General features: G+C 72.0%; 20 protein-coding genes. 9 read left to right on the forward strand and 11 right to left on the reverse strand.

Annotated elements, in window-relative coordinates:
* Nucleotides 1–11 precede the first annotated feature (11 nt).
* The 3 genes from ABIH81_RS23730 to ABIH81_RS23740 form a co-directional block, all read right to left on the reverse strand.
* Nucleotides 12–521, reverse strand: coding sequence for a GNAT family N-acetyltransferase (locus ABIH81_RS23730; RefSeq protein ID WP_349877088.1), 510 nt, complete (start codon nt 519–521; stop codon nt 12–14).
* Nucleotides 518–1,045 carry a DUF2087 domain-containing protein gene (locus ABIH81_RS23735; protein WP_349877089.1) on the reverse strand — a complete coding sequence of 176 codons (528 nt, stop codon included), beginning with the start codon at nt 1,043–1,045 and terminating at the stop codon, nt 518–520. The genes ABIH81_RS23730 and ABIH81_RS23735 overlap by 4 nt, the downstream gene beginning before the upstream one ends.
* A 94-nt stretch (nt 1,046–1,139) precedes the next feature.
* Nucleotides 1,140–1,628: a GNAT family N-acetyltransferase gene (locus ABIH81_RS23740; RefSeq protein WP_349877090.1), complete on the reverse strand. Its 489-nt coding sequence runs from the start codon at nt 1,626–1,628 to the stop codon at nt 1,140–1,142.
* A gap of 108 nt (nt 1,629–1,736) precedes the next feature.
* Between ABIH81_RS23740 and ABIH81_RS23745 the strand changes: the two genes are divergently transcribed.
* The 4 genes from ABIH81_RS23745 (at nt 1,737) to ABIH81_RS23760 (ending at nt 5,461) form a co-directional block, all read left to right on the forward strand.
* Complete coding sequence (locus ABIH81_RS23745; RefSeq protein ID WP_349877091.1) at nt 1,737–3,278, forward strand: glycosyltransferase family 39 protein; 1,542 nt, start codon at nt 1,737–1,739, stop codon at nt 3,276–3,278.
* A gap of 13 nt (nt 3,279–3,291) precedes the next feature.
* The gene (locus ABIH81_RS23750) at nt 3,292–4,110 is read left to right on the forward strand and encodes a TIGR04222 domain-containing membrane protein (protein ID WP_349877092.1); all 819 of its coding nucleotides are present in this window, start codon (nt 3,292–3,294) and stop codon (nt 4,108–4,110) included.
* A 149-nt stretch (nt 4,111–4,259) separates the two neighbouring features.
* Entirely contained in the window at nt 4,260–4,568 is a 309-nt protein-coding gene (locus ABIH81_RS23755; protein WP_349877093.1) for a hypothetical protein, read from the forward strand.
* A 356-nt stretch (nt 4,569–4,924) separates the two neighbouring features.
* Nucleotides 4,925–5,461 (forward strand): DUF1062 domain-containing protein, encoded by a 537-nt coding sequence (locus ABIH81_RS23760; protein WP_349877094.1) that lies wholly within the window; start codon nt 4,925–4,927, stop codon nt 5,459–5,461.
* 43 nt (nt 5,462–5,504) lie between these two features.
* Here the strand turns inward: ABIH81_RS23760 and ABIH81_RS23765 are convergent, their stop codons facing one another.
* Entirely contained in the window at nt 5,505–6,719 is a 1,215-nt protein-coding gene (locus ABIH81_RS23765; protein WP_349877095.1) for a macrolide family glycosyltransferase, read from the reverse strand.
* Nucleotides 6,720–6,826: 107 nt separating this feature from the next.
* Between ABIH81_RS23765 and ABIH81_RS23770 the strand changes: the two genes are divergently transcribed.
* Nucleotides 6,827–7,432 (forward strand): TetR/AcrR family transcriptional regulator, encoded by a 606-nt coding sequence (locus tag ABIH81_RS23770; RefSeq protein WP_349877096.1) that lies wholly within the window; start codon nt 6,827–6,829, stop codon nt 7,430–7,432.
* A gap of 93 nt (nt 7,433–7,525) precedes the next feature.
* On the forward strand, nt 7,526–7,786 hold the full coding sequence (locus ABIH81_RS23775) for a peptidase inhibitor family I36 protein (protein ID WP_349877097.1): 261 nt from the start codon (nt 7,526–7,528) through the stop codon (nt 7,784–7,786).
* A gap of 75 nt (nt 7,787–7,861) precedes the next feature.
* Here ABIH81_RS23775 and ABIH81_RS23780 read toward each other — a convergent pair whose 3' ends face one another.
* A complete protein-coding gene (locus tag ABIH81_RS23780) occupies nt 7,862–8,896 on the reverse strand; it encodes a CU044_5270 family protein (protein WP_349877098.1) in 1,035 nt (344 codons plus the stop codon).
* A gap of 1 nt (nt 8,897) precedes the next feature.
* Nucleotides 8,898–9,449, reverse strand: coding sequence for a sigma-70 family RNA polymerase sigma factor (locus ABIH81_RS23785; RefSeq protein ID WP_349877099.1), 552 nt, complete (start codon nt 9,447–9,449; stop codon nt 8,898–8,900).
* Nucleotides 9,450–9,528: 79 nt separating this feature from the next.
* Between ABIH81_RS23785 and ABIH81_RS23790 the strand changes: the two genes are divergently transcribed.
* Nucleotides 9,529–10,098 (forward strand): recombinase family protein, encoded by a 570-nt coding sequence (locus ABIH81_RS23790; RefSeq protein WP_349877100.1) that lies wholly within the window; start codon nt 9,529–9,531, stop codon nt 10,096–10,098.
* A 55-nt stretch (nt 10,099–10,153) separates the two neighbouring features.
* On the opposite strand, the gene ABIH81_RS23795 is transcribed toward ABIH81_RS23790, so the two are convergent.
* The 4 genes from ABIH81_RS23795 to ABIH81_RS23810 all read right to left on the reverse strand — a co-directional run bounded on the left by ABIH81_RS23795 (nt 10,154) and on the right by ABIH81_RS23810 (nt 14,073).
* On the reverse strand, nt 10,154–10,882 hold the full coding sequence (locus ABIH81_RS23795; protein ID WP_349877101.1) for a transposase family protein: 729 nt from the start codon (nt 10,880–10,882) through the stop codon (nt 10,154–10,156).
* 76 nt (nt 10,883–10,958) lie between these two features.
* On the reverse strand, nt 10,959–11,432 hold the full coding sequence (locus ABIH81_RS23800; protein ID WP_349877102.1) for a haloacid dehalogenase-like hydrolase: 474 nt from the start codon (nt 11,430–11,432) through the stop codon (nt 10,959–10,961).
* A 779-nt stretch (nt 11,433–12,211) separates the two neighbouring features.
* Complete coding sequence (locus ABIH81_RS23805; RefSeq protein WP_349877103.1) at nt 12,212–13,069, reverse strand: MBL fold metallo-hydrolase; 858 nt, start codon at nt 13,067–13,069, stop codon at nt 12,212–12,214.
* Nucleotides 13,070–13,104: 35 nt separating this feature from the next.
* The gene (locus tag ABIH81_RS23810) at nt 13,105–14,073 is read right to left on the reverse strand and encodes a TerC family protein (protein WP_349877104.1); all 969 of its coding nucleotides are present in this window, start codon (nt 14,071–14,073) and stop codon (nt 13,105–13,107) included.
* A 231-nt stretch (nt 14,074–14,304) separates the two neighbouring features.
* Here ABIH81_RS23810 and ABIH81_RS23815 point away from each other — a divergent pair, with 231 nt between their 5' ends.
* Nucleotides 14,305–15,081, forward strand: a complete 777-nt coding sequence (locus ABIH81_RS23815; RefSeq protein WP_349877105.1) for a class I SAM-dependent methyltransferase — start codon at nt 14,305–14,307, stop codon at nt 15,079–15,081.
* 5 nt (nt 15,082–15,086) lie between these two features.
* Complete coding sequence (locus ABIH81_RS23820) at nt 15,087–15,653, forward strand: maleylpyruvate isomerase N-terminal domain-containing protein (RefSeq protein ID WP_349877106.1); 567 nt, start codon at nt 15,087–15,089, stop codon at nt 15,651–15,653.
* 6 nt (nt 15,654–15,659) lie between these two features.
* Here ABIH81_RS23820 and ABIH81_RS23825 read toward each other — a convergent pair whose 3' ends face one another.
* Nucleotides 15,660–16,130: a DUF1992 domain-containing protein gene (locus ABIH81_RS23825; protein WP_349877107.1), complete on the reverse strand. Its 471-nt coding sequence runs from the start codon at nt 16,128–16,130 to the stop codon at nt 15,660–15,662.
* Nucleotides 16,131–16,264: the final 134 nt, after the last annotated feature.

Consider the following 16,264-nt stretch of genomic DNA (forward strand, 5'->3'; position numbering starts at 1 on the left):
CCTGTTCTGTTTTAGCGCGCCTCAGCGTCGTCGTCAACTCGGGTCGCGAGCGCCTTCTCGAACCAGTGCTGCGCGTACGGGCCGCTGGTGAAGGCGGGGATCTCCCGGTAGCCGTGCCGGGCGTACAGGGCACGCGCCTCGACCAGGTCGGAGCGGGTGTCCAGCCGGATCCGCGTCGCCCCGCCGCCGGCCGCGTACGCCTCGATCGCCGCGATCAGCGCCGCCCCGCCTCCGGCGCCCCGGTGCTCCGGGCGCACGTACACCCGGGTCAGCTCGGCCCAGCCCGGCTGCCACCTCAGGCCGGCGCAGCCGGCGAGCGACCCGTCACGGCGGGCCAGCACCAGCAGACCGGCCGGCGGGGCCAGGTCGTCGCTCGGGTGCTCGGCCAGCGCGGCGTCCACCTCGCCCGGCCGCTCCGGGCGGCCGTACCAGCGGCGCACCATCTCCGCCATGTACTCGCGCAACAGGACCATCGCGTCCGGCCCGTCCGGGCGCGCGACGTGCGTGCTCCAGCCGGTCACGGCCCGGTCCGCCAATAGACGCCCTGCTCGCGGGTCAGCAGCATGTCGTCGATCAGGTAGCGGCGCAGCGTCACGTGGTCGGCCTCGCCGCCCTCGCACCACCGGCGCAGCGCGTCGTCCACCTCCCGCTCCGGATAGCGCCGCCCGGGCTCGAAGGTGCGTTCGGTGATGTGCTCCAGCAGCACGCGGCGGCGCCCCCGCTGCGCGGGCAGCCGGGTCAGCGCGCCGTCGCGCAGGAACGTGCGCAGGATCGTCTCGCGCGGGTTCGCGGCCGGGACCGCCGGTGCCGCCGCCCCCGCCCGGGCGAACTCGCGCAGCCGCTCGGCGTCGACCCGCAGCCCGCCCCCGTCGTCGGCGAGCACCCCGGCGTCGGTGAGACGGTGGACGGCCACGGCGGCGTCGCGGGCGGGCAGGCCGGTGCGGGCCACCACGGCCGGCACGTCGCGGGCGCCGAGCACGATCGCGGCGAACACGGTCCGGCGGCGCTCGTCGGCGAGCGCCCCGGCGAGGGCATGAGCGGTCATGGCGGGCAGCCTGTCACCAACCCGCCGGATCCGGCGAGGCGTTTTCGTGCCGCCGCTGCCCCGAGCCCCGGCCCCCGGCGGTTCCGGCCCGCGCTCACAGCCGCCGGTGCATGACGTGCAGCCCCACCCGTCCCAGCGTCGGGTGGGCGAACGACTCCGGCACGGTGCCGATCACGGTGAAGCCGAGCCGCCGGTACAGCGCCACGGCCGCCGTGTTGGCCTCCACCACGGCGTTGAACTGCATCGCGGCGAAACCCTGCCGGCGGGCCCAGTCCAGCGCCTCCTCGCACAGCGCCCGGCCCACACCCCGGCCGCGGGCGTCCGCCGCGACCATGAAACTCGCCGTCGCCACGTGCGATCCCGGCCCGGGCCGGTTCGGGCCCATCTTCGCGGTGCCGCGCACCGCGCCGTCGTGGTCCACCGCGACCGAGGTACGCCCCGGCGGACGCTCCACCCACACCTCGCGCGCCGTCTCCGGCGGCCAGTCCGGGTCGTACGCGAACGTGTCGGCGGCGGTGACGACGTCGGCGAGGATCGGCCAGACCTGGTCCCAGTCGGCGCCGGTGTAGTCACGAATGAGCATCGGCGCGCACGCTAGCCGCCGCCCCGGCCGTCCGGCCACCGGTTTCCGTCCACCCGGCCGAGGGCGGCGGGGCATCGGCGAACCACCGGGCGGGGCCATCATGGGCAGGTGGCCGAATCAGTCGCCGACATCGATCGGAGCGAGGCCGCCGCGCCCGCCGGCCCGCCGCCCGCCGGTCCGCGTACCGTCGCGCCCCTGGCGGTCGGCGCGGTCCTCACCGCCGTGCTGCTGTCGCTCGCCGGCCGCTACGGCTACCACCGCGACGAGCTGTACTTCCTGCTGTGCGGACGGCACCTCGACTGGGGCTACGTCGACCAGGGGCCGCTCGTGCCGGCCCTGGCGCGGCTGGCCGACACGATCGCGCCGGGCAACAGGGTGGTGCTGCGTACCCCGTCGGCGTTGATCGGCGGCGCGGCGGTGGTCCTGGTCGCCGCGATCGCCCGGCAGTTCGGCGCCGGCCGCGTCGCCCAGACGGCCGCGGCGGTGCTCGCCGCCGCCTCGGGCATCGTCCTGGCCGGCGGCCACCTGCTCAGCACCACGAGCGTCGACCTGCTGGTGTGGCTGGCCGCCGCGCTCTGCGTGGTACGGATGCTGCGCACCGGCGACACCCGGTGGGCGCTCGGCGCCGGGCTCGCGCTCGGCGCCGGCCTGCTCAACAAGCCGCTGCCCGCCCTGCTCGGCGTGGGCCTGGTCGCCGGTCTGCTGATCGCCGGGCCGCGCCGGCTGCTGCGGGACCGGTGGGTGCTCGCCGGAGCGGGCGTCGCCGTGCTGCTCGCCGTGCCGTACGCGGCGTGGCAGGCCGCGCACGGCTTCCCGCAGTTCGACGTCGCCGCGTCGATCGCCGGCGGCGACAGCTCCTACAGCGGCCGGGCCGACGCGGTGGTGCTCCAGTTCCTGATCACCAGCCCGTTCGCGGTTCCGGTGTGGATCGCCGGGCTGGTCGCGCTGCTGCGCCGGCCGTCCTGGGCGGCGTACCGGTCGCTGGCCTGGGCGTGGCTGGTGGTGGTCGCGATCGTGGTGGTGGCCGGCGGCAAGGGCTACTACGACGCGCCGCTGCTGCTGGTGCTCACCGCCGCCGGGGTGGTGCCGGCCGTCGAGTGGGCGCGGCGGGGTGCGGCCCGGGTCCGGCAGGCGCTGCTGGTCACCGCCGCCGTGCTGATGGCCGCGAGCAGCGCGGTGCTGCTGCTACCCACGCTGCCGGCCGACCGGCTGCCCGGGTTCGTGGTCGCGGTCAACTACGACGCGGGCGAGACCATCGGCTGGCCCGAGTTCGCCGACTCGGTGGCCGCCGTGCACCGCGCGCTGCCCCCGGCCGAGCGCGACCGGGCGGTGGTGCTGACCGGCAACTACGGCGAGGCCGGCGCGCTGGCCCGCTACGGGCCGGCCCGGGGACTGCCCCGCGCGTACTCCGGGCACAACAGCATGGCCACGTTCGGCCGGCCGCCCGACGACGCCGACGTGGTGATCGTCGTCGGCTGGTCCCGGCCGGAGCCGCTGCGCGCCTGGTTCACCGAGGTCACCGAGGCGGGCCGGGTCGACCAGCGGGTCGACGTCGACAACGACGAGAACGGCGAGCCGATCCTCGTCGCGCGGGGCCTGCGGCGTCCGTGGTCACAGATCTGGGACACCGAGGTACGCCACGGCTCCTGAGATACTTGCCGCCATGCTCTGGGGAGTCAGCGGGCCGATCTTCCTCCTCGACTACCTCGGCGCGGTCGCCGTGGCCGTCGTGATCGCCCTGGCGGTACGCGAACTGACCGGCCGCCGTACCCGGGGTGCCACACCCGACCGGGTCGAGCTGGCGTACCTGACCGACCGGGCGCTGCTGGCCTGCCAGGTCGGGGTGGCCGCGCTGCGCCGCGCGGGCGGGATCGACGTCGGCGAACTCGCCACCCTGCACGCGCAGGGGCCGCCCCCGCCCGGCTCGCCCGCGCTGGTGCGCGCCCTGCACACCGCGCTGCGCCGCCCGCAGACCTGGGCGGCGGTGCTCGCCGACCCGGCCGTGGGCCGGGCGCTGCGCCGTACGGTCGGGCGGCTGGTCCGCGACGGCTGGCTGCTCACCCGCGCGCAGCGGCGGCGGATCGCGCTGGGCACGGTGCCGCTGTTCGCGGTCGCCGCGGTCGGGCTGACCCGGCTCGTGGACAGCGCGGTCGAGGGGCGTTCCGCCGGCAGTCCGGCCTCGGTCGCCGGGCTGCTGCTGTGCTGCCTGGCCACCGCGCTGGGCGCCTGGTGGCTGACCGAGGTGCCGGAGACCGGCGCCGCCGCCCGCCGGCTGCTGCGGCGGCTGCGCCGCGAGCACGCCGCCCTGGACCCGGAGCGCCGCCCGGTCTGGCAGGGCCGCGACACCGGCACGCTGCTGACCGGGATGGCGCTGTTCGGCCCCCGGCCGCTGCTCGCCGTGGACCCGGCCTTCGCCGTGCAGGTGGGCGTCGACCCGGAACGCGACCGCCCCCGCCCCGACCGCAAACCCGCCCGCCACTGACCGAACCCCCCAGACCCACCCGGCCCGGCCCGCGTCGATCATGAACTTGACGGTGTCTGGCGTCCGTTTTGCCCGGTACAACTTCATGATCGACGGCTGGGTGGGCAGGCCGCCGGTTTCCTTGTCTTGGGCGCCGGGAAGGCTCGGGCATGGCCGAGACATTCGTGAGCGAAGACCTGAAGACACTGCAGGCGATTGCGCGCGGGGCCGGCATACAGGAGGTCGACCGTCTGCCGCCGGACCAACTGGTCGAGGCGTTGCGCCGCGCCGGGGTGAGCGACGGTACGCAGGACCAGTGGCCGCCCCAGCCGATCGAGGATCCGGCTCACCTGGCCGGGCTGCCCCGTAGCTCGCTGACGCAGGGCGACGAGAGCACCGGCGGCCGGGCCGCCGAGGAGGCGATCGGCGCCATGCCCGGCGAGTCCGGTACCGAGATCAACGACCGCACCGAACGCTGACCGTACGCACGAAGGAACCGCCCCCGGGAGTACCGGGGGCGGCCCCATGCTCGATCGGACGGGTCAGTGCGGGCCGGCGGCGGCCGCCGCCTCCACTTCTGACGCCGGAAAACGGGTTGAGAGTGGTTTCGGCCTTGCCGTACGTTCCCTGCACCCCTGTCGCAGCGACGAAGGACGATTCCGCGTGACCCCTCCTGCTCTCTAGAACCTGACACGTTCCCCACGCCTGTAGCCGGTGCCTGCGCCGGCTCGCCGGGCTGCCCTCGCGCGCCCGGCCACAGCGTCCGAGGCCGCGCCTAATCGGCCTCGCGTCAGGTCTTCAGAGATCAGGTCTCATGTCTTCCCAACCGCATATCGTGCTGTCCTGGCTCGTCCGCCGGACCCGCCTTCCCCTACTGACGCTGCGCTGCGGGAGCTGCGGGGCGGAGTCGGCCACCGCCGGCGACGGCAGGTTCCGCGTCAACGCCAACGGCAAGCTGCTCGACGTCTGGTTGCTGGTCCGCTGCGTGTCCTGCAACCGCACCATCAAGCTCACCGTCCACGAACGAGCGACAGTCAAGTCACTCGATCCCGCCCGGCTGCACGGCCACCACCTCAACGATCCCGGCCTGGTGGCGGCCACGCTGCTCGACCCGTGGTTCGCCCGGCGCTGCCGCTTCACCCTGGACTGGACGGACGCGTGGACGCTTGACGCGCCCACGGTGCCGCTGGACGGGTGGCCGGTCCAGGTGGACGTCACCTTCGACGATCCGGTGCCGGTACGCCCGGACCGGCTCATCGCGCGCAGGTTCGCCCTCACCCGGCCCGAGGTGCTGCGCCGGGTCAAGTGCGACATCCCGCTGAAGCGTCCGACCAGCTCCGCCTTCACCTTCACCGTACTGGCGGAGGACTGACCGGGGCGTGGTCGCGGCGGTACCCGGCCGCCGCGACCACGCTTCACCCGCCGCTCGCGGCGCGCCGCCCGGCAGCGCCGCGCGCCGCGGTGAGCTCGGCCTCGATCAGGTCGGCGGCCCGGCCGGCGCCACCGGCGGCGCGGGCCTGCCGCTTCAGCTCGGCGCTGCGGGCCACCACGGCGGGGTCCGAGGTGAGGGCGAGCAACGTCTCGCGGAGCTCCGCGGCGGTGACGGTGGCCGAGTCGACGACCCGGGCGACGCCGAGGGCGGCCAGCTGCTCGGCGTTCGCGAACTGGTCGGCCGCCTGCGGTACGGCGATCATCGGCGTCCCGCAGTGGAGACCTTCGCTGCTGCCGCCCATGCCGGCGTGGGTGACGAAGGCATCCGCCTGCTCCAGTACGGCCAGCTGCGGCACCCACCGGTGGACCTCGACGCTGTCCGGGACGGGACCGAGTTCGGCGGGATCGACGTGCTCGCCGATCTGCAGGACGGTGTGCCAGCCGGGCAGGTCACCGAACGCGGCGACGCAGCGGCGGTAGAACTCGGGCTGCCGGGTGAAGGCGGAGCCGAGCGAGACGAGCAGCACCTTCTCGGCGTGCTCCGGTCGTACCCATGATCCCTGGTCGGAGCGGTCGCCCAGGACCGGGCCGACGAAGCTGTAGACCGACCGGTCCACCCGGTCGGCGTTCGGCTGGAGCGCCTCCGGCGGCAGGACGAGGCTGCGGACCGGCCGCCCTTGGAACGCCATGCTGTCGGTGACCGACGAACCCTCCGCGGTCAGCCACGCCGTGAACCGCTGGTGGTAGGCGGCGCCGCGCGGATCGGCCCGCATCGCCTCCACGACGGGAGCCATCTCCTGCTCGTAGCCGTCCCAGGCGACGAACGTGGAGGAGAGTTGGACGGCCGGAATCCCCCACTGCTCCCCGAGTAGCCGCGCCGGCGCGCCGGCGATGTCGTAGAGGAACAGATCGGGCCGGTCGTCGGCGTAGGCGGCCCGCAGTTGCGGCAGCATGGCGACGGCATCGTCGAGGAAGAGCGTGAGCTGGTCGATCGGATCGTCGATTCCGGCGCCGCCGTCGCCGGGCAGCGTCGAGGCGTACGGCTTCAGCTCCGCGCCGGTGCGCTGGATGACCTCCGCGAAGGCGGGATCGTTGGCATAGGTGACCCGGTGGCCGCGCTGCACGAGCGTACGGATGATCTCCAAGCTCGGGTTGACGTGGCCGTGGAACGGGATGCTGACCATGGCGATGTGCGGCAAGTGCTCTCCTGACCCTTACTGAGACGAGACGTTGCGTCTCGTTGAGAAGATCACAGCCCCGCTGCCCCGTCAAGACGATACGTCTCGTCTCGTTGTAGCCTCTCGGGGTGACACCGCAGCCCACCCGCCGCAACGAGCGGTCCCGCCGCGCGATCCTCGCCGCCGCGCTGGAACTGTTGACCGAGACCGGCTACCAGGCCCTGACCGTCGAGGCGATCGCCGCCCGCGCCGGGGTCGGCAAGCAGACCATCTACCGCTGGTGGCGCGGCAAGGGCGCGGTCATCCTGGACGCGCTCGCCGACGCCATGCCGGAGGTCATCGCCCTGCCCGACACCGGCGACCTGCGGGCCGACCTGCGCCAGGTTCTCCGGGCCACCGTCGCAGAGTTCGCCGATCCACGGCTGTCCGCCACCACCCGCGCCATCACCATCGAGACCCTCGCCGACGAGGATCTGGCCGGCCAGGCACGCGACCGGCTGCTCCGCCCCCAGCTGAACGCGGTCCGCGTACGCCTGGAGGCCGCCCGCGAGGCCGGCCAGGTCCGCCCCGACGCCGCGCTGGACCAAGTGGTGGAGCTGCTGTTCGGCCCGCTCTACCACCGCTGGCTGCTGCGCAACGGCCCACTGACCGGCGAGTACGCCGACGGCATCGTCGACCTGGTCGTCGCCGCCGTCACCCCGTCAACGAGCACTCCACGCCCAGCGAGCGACTGATGCATCGGCCCCCTCTCGGATGCGACCGCCGCGTCGCGGGGAGCCGCCGGCCCCATTGGCACCCTCGCTTGGCACGGGTGTGACAACAACTGGTTGTGCATCTACGAGCACCAGAACTTCGGGGGCAAGAAGCTCCAGTTCAGCGACGAGTACTGGCACGACCTGGACAACTGGGCGTTCCAAGACAAGACGACGTCGTTCGTTAACAACCAGGGTGGCGATCCCTGGGGGTGCTCGGGCAGCGACAGCGGCACCCTCGGCGACGGCGCCGGCAACAACTTCCACATGGGCGATTGCACTGCGTCATCCAACATCGGCAGCTACAACGACAGGGCCGAGGACATCCACGGCTGATGCCCTGACCTGAGCAGCACCACCTCGACCGTCGGGTGGGTGACGTCTCCACGACGCCACCCACCCGACCTCGTATCAGCGAGGCATCGCGGCGTATTCAGCGACCAGGTACGAGCGATACGTGATCACCGCGGGGATTGTCACGTGCAACATGCCGGCGGTCGTGGTCAGCACCTCCTCGTACCCGAGCAGGGCACCGGACCGAGGATTGATGATCACTGTGTACTGGGCAGGCAGCCCGTGGGCATCGGACGTGATCGAGAACGCCTCCCCAGCGCGCCCAGCCCGGTCGGTGACGGTCCCGGTCACCGTGATGCCCGGAAGGTCAGCCAACAGCCTGAGCGTCGTCGCGCGCTGCGCGGGGTTCAGCAGCCGCACACCGGCGAGCTCGGCGACGTCCTCCAGGTACTGCACCGGCGCCTCAGGCGGCGACCCCCCTGCGGTGAGCCACTCGCGCAGCGCATTGACGTCCGTCGGCACCGCACCCTGCCAGCGGGGGGTGAATTGGCCAGCCACGTAATCGTTCACCTCCTGCGACGAGTCGACCCGGCCACCCCGCCGCTGCCACTCCCTACGGTCGGCGTCGGAGCGGAACGTCGGTGGCAGCGCCTTCTTGATCATCCGACCGGCGTTGTCGTCGGTCCGCCAGGACCGCCACTGCTCCGGCACGACAGCAGACGTCGTCCGCCCGCCCGTGATCGAGGAGTTCAGGAACCAATTCGCCGATTCCAGGTGCTCCACCGTCCCGGGTGGCCGCGCCGGATCCGGCTGCCGCGCCGCCACCTCGGCCAGGCGCCGCAACCGGATACTGGCCGATTCCGTGCTCGCCGGCGGGCCGTAGATGAGGATCGCGGGAGTGGCCGCGTACGCCGGCTGCGGCTCCCGAGCCGTCTCCAGCGCTACCCCACCAGCAGCCACCGCCAGGACCACTCCGCCGGCCGCCAGCACGAGACGACGTCGCGGCACCGCCCGTCTGGCCGGGCGGTCGGCGCGGTCGGAGGCAAGAATGCGCGCCAGGTCCCGCGCGCGACGCTCCTCGTCCTCGGGCTGGCTGTCCCGTGCGGGATCCAGGCCGCCCAACAGTTGACGCACCTCATCGATGGCCTTCACCTCATCCACCCCAATTCGACATCGACGGCGCCGTCTGCGACGTCCGCCCCGCCACCTCGACACCGACCACACCCAGCTGCGACCGAAGCCGGCGCCTGGCGCGCATCAGCCGCATCGCGAACGTCGCCCGCGAGCACCCGAGAACGACCGCCGCCTCGGCAGCGGTCAGGCGCTCCCAGACAACCAGCCGAAGAACTTCCCGGTCGCCGTCCGGGACCTGATCAAACGCCACCGCGACGTCACGCTGGCTGATCACCTCGTCCGCGTGATCCGCCACCACCGACTGATCCGGCTCCGCCGCAACGCGCAGCGTCAACTCCCGCCACCGTCGACGGCTCCTGGCCTCGTTGGCCAACACCAGCCGAGCCACCCCGTACAACCACGGCAGGGCGGACTCCGCAGGAACATCACGCAGGCGGCGCCACGCAACGAGGAAGACTTCGGCAACCACGTCGCCGACGTCAGACTCGACGACCCGCCGAGCGGCATATCGCCATACGTCACCGTGATGGCGCTCGTACAACTCGGTGAATCGGTCTTCGCTGCCGTCCATGGCACCTCCTACTGTGCTTATGTCCGGCACCAGCCGCGACATCACAACCAGCAACGAAGGAATCGCCCAAGAGCGTCAGATGCCTCGGTCGTTGCCACCGACCCGGCCGGCCCCCGCCCTGCGGCTGCGTCCTCCCGAGAAGCAGTCCGGCCGCGACACCGACCGGCCCGAGCTCGTCGCCTGTCTGGACTTCATGCACCCCGGCGACACCCTCGTCGTGCCATCCCTGGACCGGCTGTCTCGCTCCTTGCAAGACCTGATCGCCACGGTCGGGGACCTGCGCCGCCGCGGCATCGGGTTCACCTCGCTGCACGAGAACCTCGACACCACCACGCCCGGCGGCAGACTGGTCTTCCACGTCTTCGCAGCCCTCGCCGAGTTCATCCGCGAGCTGATCGTCGCCGGTACCCGCGAGGGCCTGGCCGCCGCCCGCGCCCGCGGACGGGTCGGCGGGCGCCCCAGCGTCATCACACCCGAGATCATCCGCGCCGCCCGAGACATGCTGCCCAACCCCGACGCCAGCGTCACCGCCATCGCCCGGCTACTCGGCGTCAGTCCCGGCACTCTCTACAACCACATCCCCGACCTGCGTGAGCTGCGCGCCGCCGGCCGAGCCCGCCACCAACTCCCCACCGGCGCCACCCCGTGAGCAGTACTGAGATCACCCGCGTTTGCGGCTGGTAACACGTTTCTTACTGACACCCCTATTCGGCGAGTTGAGCTTCGGTGGCGTCTTTTGGTGGTTTCTTCGGCGGCGCGGTGACCTGGTCGGGGATGTCGCGGGCCAGGCCCTGGTAGCCGGAGTCGACCTTGGCGCGCACGTTCGGATACTGCCGCAGCAGGTCCTCAATGCCCTCGGTGCGCAGCGCGGTGACGTCGTGCATCCGCCCCGGTCGGGTGGCCCCGCACCACAGCAACCGGCCTTCGCCGTCGCTGATCACGGTGGGTTTGATGGTGTTTTGTTTCTTCTTGCCTGACACGAACGCTCGTCGGCCGGGCCGGTTGGCCTTGGGCCGGCGGACCTGAACCTCGGTGCCGTCGATGCGCAGTTCGACACCCTCGGCGGCGGCGTAGGCGAACACATCTGCCAGGGTGCGCAGCCGCAGTTCCGGCTTGCCGGGTACGGCGAAGCCTCGCGCGGCCAGCAGTGGCCGGATCTCACCCACGGCGCGGGTGATGGTGGCCCGGTCGACGTTGTAGAACAGGGCCAACGCGGCGTGCGGAAGTTGGAAACGCAACACCACCAGGGTCGTGATGACCCGATCGGTGAAGGTCAGGTCGTGGCCCGGGCCGGCGCCGGGCGCGCGGACCCGGTCACCGCCGCGACGTTCGCGCAGCCGGGATTCCTGCTGGCCTGTCCACGGGTCGGCCAGTTCAGCGATCAGCTTGCCCAGCCTGCGCCCAGGGATGCCGGTACAGATACGATGGGACAAGGCCGTGCGGGCCCCTTGACGTCACAATCATGATCGTCCCGCACGGCCGTTTCCATGATCGAAGCGGGTCAGTCAGCTATCGCGCACCAAGTCGTAAATCGGCGGCCACCCTGACGGCGAAATCCCGCTTGGCCTGCTCGTCGAACTGTTCCGCTACCTCACCGCTGTAGCGACCATCGACTATCTGCAGGCGTGGTCCGCACGTTCGGTCGAAGCCGAAGCGGCTGCACAGGTAGGTGCCGACGAAGTCCCAGGCCAGCGTGGCCAGTACAGGCACGAGTGAGTGAGCCCGGCACCACGAAACCGTCTCCACTATGCCGTCCACCAGCGGCAACGACTCCAGAAACGCCTGTGCTCCAGCGGGTGCCCTGCCTGCCCACCCCCGAGCTTCGAGCACGCACGCCTCGTCACTGCTCAAGGTGCCGGCCCCGTAGCCGGCTTGTATCTGTGCGATCTCCTCGGCATTGCCGACGAGCTCGGCGAGGTGCTGGCCGCTGCTGGTCGGCGTCAGCGTTCCATCGACATCAAAGAACACCGCTCCGCGGATCATGGCCGCGACAATACCCGTCAGGCGTCGGCTCCCACTTCCACGTCACCACGCGCACATAACTGTCATTATGGTGCAGCACCGTTTCGTCCGATTTGGCCGGATGGATTAACGGATTATCGCTACCGGTATTCCGATAACTCACTCGCGGGCTCGGGTTGCTTCCGTATCGACGTTTGGCAGGATCGAGGGGTGCCGGCCGACCGATGGAGACGGGAACCTCTCGCCGTGGCCGCCTGCTTGTTGCTGGCGGCGACCGGCTGCACGACCGGAAACGGCCCGGCACGACCTGGAGCCGCCGCTTCCACGAGCACCGGCTCGCAAGGCCCACTGCTGTCACCGCTGCCCCAGGGCGGGCAGCGCCTGTCGTGCGACGACTCCGTTGCCACCGTGGCGGATCCGGGCGAGTCGTACCGCGTGGTGGCGGACACCGTCGCGGTGTCGTCGGAAGTCCTGCAACCCGCTGCGTCATCTGATGACCCGGGGCCGACTCGGCTCTTCGCCAAGTGGGGCCTCCTCGTACGGGTCGGAGCGCCCGCCGAGGTTCAGGTGTCACCCGGATGGGAGGGCCGAGCCCGAATCGGCTGGGGCGCGGGCGCGGAACCGGTGAACACGGTGCAGGTCGAGGCGTGCCCCGCCGCCGGGTCGCCGTCCGCATGGTCGGTCTTCACCGGCGGCACCTGGGTGGCGGTTCCGGCGTGCGTGCCACTCGTGATCCGCTCCCAGGGACGGGAAGCCGTTGCGCGGTTGTCGGTAGGCGCGGTGTGTGAGCAGAGCGCGTCCTAACGCGCGAACGGCCTGATCACCTCGAAGGCGTCCTGGAACCGCACCGGGATGCCGCTCTCCGCGCTCTTGCGGTCGAGGTACGCCTTCGTCACGGCGAACCTGTCGAAGACGGCCGGCAGCGGGCGCAGCCTGCGGTCCAGCGACACGAAGAAGTCGTCCCAGTGGATCGGCACGATGAGGCTCGGCCGGGTCGCTTCCACCACGTGCCGCCAGTAGTCGCTCTGGAACCGCTGCGGCTGCACCCCGAGGGCGCCTACGGCGAGATACAGGACGTCGACGTCGAGTCCGTCGAACCGGCCCGGTACGAAGTTGGCACTCGGATGGATCAGCAGCGAGCCGCCGGGGTGGGTGATGAAGAAGGAGAAGCATCCGCCGTCGCGGTAACTGCTCGCCCTGACCGGCGGCACCAGCGGCTCCTCGATCGTGCCCGGAAACCTGTTGTCCGGGCTGTGCATGCCGGCGAGCACGCGCACGGTGAACGCGCCGACCGTGTGCTCGCCGCCGTCGGCGATCCGCGTCATCGACTCCTCGCCGAGACCCGCTCCGCGCCCCACGTGGAGAGTCGACTCGGAGCCGAACAGTCGTCCCCCGAGGAGCTTGACGACCTCGGGGGCATCCATGGCGTGGTCGTAGTGGGAGTGGGAGACGAAAAGGGCGTCGAGAAGGCTGACACCGGCTCGGGAGAGGGCACCGGTGATCCGCCCGAGGTCGGGGGCAACGCGACCAAGTGCGACGCGGAGCAGCGAGGGCCTGCTCAGGAAGCCGTCGATCAGGATTCCGGACGTCCCGTCGGACAGGTGGACGGTCGAGGTGCCGAAGAAGACGGCTTCGACAGATGCCCCACTGGAGCCCATGGACGGGTGGTAGTGCGCCGACGAGCCGCCGATCATCAGCGCGCCGCGCCCGGCGAAGAGCCGGCCGCGTCGGCGTCACGCGTTTCGGTGTCCGGAGCGGTGCTGCGCAGGCTCCACACGATCGACCCCGCGATCGTCACCACGATCACGCCGAGGGTGACCGGGATGGGCAGCTTGCCGACCGGCGTCTCCGAGAGGATCAACTTCACGCCCGCGAAGGCGAGCAGGACGGCCAGGCCGTAGTGCAGGTGCACGAAGCGGCGCAACAGCCCGGCGAGGCAGAAGTAGAGGCTGCGCAGGCCGAGGATGGCGAAGGCGTTGGCGGTCCAGACGATGAACGTGCTGGTGGTGATGGCCAGGATCGCGGCGACGCTGTCGACTGCGAAGATCAGATCGGTGGCCTCCACCGCGATCAGGACCACGAACAGCAGAGTCGCGACTCGTCTGCCGTCGACCCGGGCGAAGAACCTGTCACCGTGGAAAGCCGGGTCGGTCGGCATGACCCTGCGGACCAGCCGGACGACGGGGTTGCGGTCCGGCGGGGTCTGCTGGTCGTGGCGGAACGCCATCTTGTAGCCGGTCCAGACGAGGAACGCGCCGAACACGTACGCGGTCCAGAAGAACGTCTCGAGCAGTTCGGCGCCGACGAAGATGAGGACCAGCCGGAAGACCAGGGCGCCGATGACACCCCAGAACAGCACCTTGTGCTGGAACGCGGCGGGCACGGCGAAGTAGGTGAAGATCAGCGCGAAGACGAAGACGTTGTCGATCGACAGCGCCTTCTCGATCAGGTAGCCGGCGTAGTAGGTGCCGGCCACGTCACCGCCCTGCCAGGCCCAGAGGACGACGCCGAAGAGCAGGCCGGTGGCGATCCAGATGCCGGACCAGACCGCTGCCTCACGGAAGCCGATGACGTGGTTGTCGCGGTGCAGGAACAGATCGACGGCGAGCATCGCCGCGATCGCCAGCATGAGTACGGCCCAGATCCACCAGGACACCGCCATGACGAAGGGAGACCTCTCGTCCGGGCCGGCACACCCACGGTGTTCCGGCGCTGCTGGACGAAGGTCTCCCCGGGCCGCCCGGAGCGGTGGCTGCATCGCCGGGATCCGGATGGGCCGGGCCCGTACTGACGGCGGTGCGTGGATCGTCGGGTACTCCCCCTCGAACTACGTTCCAGTATTCGCGAAGCTGTATTCGTATGTCAAGGGCCAGGCCGTCGATAGGGTGACTGGATGGACGAAGACGCACGACTTCGGCACTCGTCGTCGTTCGGCGCGGCGGCGACCGCGTACGCCGAACACCGCCCGGACTACGCGCGGGCCGCCCTGCGGTGGGCGCTCGAACCCGCACCCGGCGCGCGGGTGCTCGACCTCGGCGCGGGCACCGGCAAGCTCACCGCAACGCTGGCCGGGGTCAGCGGCGACGTCACGGCGGTCGAACCGGACCCGGCGATGCTCGCCGAACTCCGCCGCGCCCTGCCGGACGTACGTGCGCTGTCCGGCAGCGCCGAGGCGATCCCCCTGCCGGACGCCTCCGTCGACGCCGTGGTCGCCGGCAACGCCATGCACTGGTTCGACATGGCCGTGGCCGGTCCGGAGATCGCCCGCGTCCTCGCGCCCGGCGGAGTCCTTGCCGGATTGTGGAACGTCGTGGACGACCGGGTCGACTGGGTCGCCGGGCTTGCGGCGGTCAGCGGGAGCGCCGCGATCGGCCCCCGGGACACGCCCGGGAGCTGGCGCGTCGCCACGGCCGGCATGCACCTGCCGAAGACGGGTGAGGCGCGGTTCGGCTCGCCCGAGCAGGCGGAGTTCCCGCACGGACAGCGCCGTACCGCAGATTCGCTCGTGGCGACGCTCGCCACCCGGGCGGGAATGCTGGTCATGCCGGACCGGGAACGCACGGAGGCGCTCGACCGCATCCGCGCGTACCTCGCGAGCCGGCCGGAGACGGCCGACGGTGAGTTCACGCTCCCGATGCTGACGTGCGTGCTGCGCGTACGCCGGTTGTGACGACGATGACGGGCGCGGACGTCCGGTCCGCCGCCGCCGCGATGACCGCCGTGCTGCGGCCCGCCGCCGGCCGGGACTGGACGGTACGCGCGGGAGACCTGGACTGGACCTGCTGGACCACAGCCGCGCACATCGCGCACGACGTGGTCGCGTACGCCGGTCAGGTCTCGGGCCGGGCCGACGGCGGCTATCTGCCGTTCGACCTGCGGGTACGCGCCGACGCCGCGCCCGCCGAGGTGCTCACGGTCGCGGCGGCCGCGGCCGGGATGCTCGCCGCCACGATCGACGCCGCCGACCCGGACGACCGGGCGTGGCACTTCGGCCCGTGCGACCCGGGCGGGTTCGCCGCGATGGGCGTGGCCGAGATCCTGCTGCACACCCACGACCTGACCCGAGGGCTCGAACTGGACTGGTCGCCACCCGCCGAGCTGTGTGCGCGGGTGGTGCGCCGGTTGTTCCCCGACGCGCCAGGCGGCGACCCGGCGCCGGTGCTGCTGTGGCTGACCGGCCGCGCGCCGCTCGGTGACCGGCCGCGGCGTACGGCGTGGACCTGGCAGGCGGCGCTTCCCTGAACGCTCTCAGCGGCGCCACCAGCGCCAACGGCGGCGCGGGCGGGCCGGGGCGGCGCGGGGCGGCTCCGGTGCCGTGACGACCGGCGCGGAGCGTTCCCGATCGGCGCGCCAGCGGCGCACCGCCTCCTCGACGTTCACCGGGCGGACCACCACGCGTGGCCCGGTCGGGGTACGCAGCCAGGCCACCACCTCGGTGTTGAGCGCCGCCACGTACGACCGGACGGCCTCCTCGGTGGGCAGGTCGCGCAGCTCGGCCGGGAGCTGCTCGATGCGGCGGCGCAGCTGAAGCGGCGTGGGCAGCAGCAGGTCGGACGGAATCTGCTCGCGCTCCATGAAGCTGCGGATCCACCAGCCCTCGTCGTAGGGCATGTCGCGCCCCGGGATGGGCTTGCCTGCGCCCGGCAGGTTGTCGAACTCGCCGCGCTCCTGGGCCGAGCGGATCTGCGCCTCGACCGCGGCCTCCCAGCCTGTCGTCACCGCCGTCACCTCCCGTACCCACGGTATCCGCCGCCGTCCGACAAGGGTCAGCGTCGGGCGGGGCCGGGCTGTTCCCGGGGCGCCGGGCGGGGACGCCGCGTAGCGTGCCACCGGGTACGGAAAGGGGTGACGGC

It is taken from the genome of Micromonospora sp. HUAS YX12, assembly GCF_040215685.1.
In the GTDB taxonomy this organism is placed as follows: domain Bacteria; phylum Actinomycetota; class Actinomycetes; order Mycobacteriales; family Micromonosporaceae; genus Micromonospora; species Micromonospora tulbaghiae.

What these genes read in the sequence shown, in the direction of transcription:
- ABIH81_RS23810 (WP_349877104.1), bottom strand. Translation starts at nt 14,073, where the DNA reads ATGGCGGTGTCCTGGTGGATCTGGGCCGTACTCATGCTGGCGATCGCG.
- ABIH81_RS23820 (WP_349877106.1), top strand. Translation starts at nt 15,087, where the DNA reads ATGACGGGCGCGGACGTCCGGTCCGCCGCCGCCGCGATGACCGCCGTG.
- ABIH81_RS23735 (WP_349877089.1), bottom strand. Translation starts at nt 1,045, where the DNA reads ATGACCGCTCATGCCCTCGCCGGGGCGCTCGCCGACGAGCGCCGCCGG.
- ABIH81_RS23755 (WP_349877093.1), top strand. Translation starts at nt 4,260, where the DNA reads ATGGCCGAGACATTCGTGAGCGAAGACCTGAAGACACTGCAGGCGATT.
- ABIH81_RS23750 (WP_349877092.1), top strand. Translation starts at nt 3,292, where the DNA reads ATGCTCTGGGGAGTCAGCGGGCCGATCTTCCTCCTCGACTACCTCGGC.
- ABIH81_RS23740 (WP_349877090.1), bottom strand. Translation starts at nt 1,628, where the DNA reads ATGCTCATTCGTGACTACACCGGCGCCGACTGGGACCAGGTCTGGCCG.
- ABIH81_RS23815 (WP_349877105.1), top strand. Translation starts at nt 14,305, where the DNA reads ATGGACGAAGACGCACGACTTCGGCACTCGTCGTCGTTCGGCGCGGCG.
- ABIH81_RS23790 (WP_349877100.1), top strand. Translation starts at nt 9,529, where the DNA reads ATGCCTCGGTCGTTGCCACCGACCCGGCCGGCCCCCGCCCTGCGGCTG.
- ABIH81_RS23800 (WP_349877102.1), bottom strand. Translation starts at nt 11,432, where the DNA reads ATGATCCGCGGAGCGGTGTTCTTTGATGTCGATGGAACGCTGACGCCG.
- ABIH81_RS23805 (WP_349877103.1), bottom strand. Translation starts at nt 13,069, where the DNA reads ATGGGCTCCAGTGGGGCATCTGTCGAAGCCGTCTTCTTCGGCACCTCG.
- ABIH81_RS23785 (WP_349877099.1), bottom strand. Translation starts at nt 9,449, where the DNA reads ATGGACGGCAGCGAAGACCGATTCACCGAGTTGTACGAGCGCCATCAC.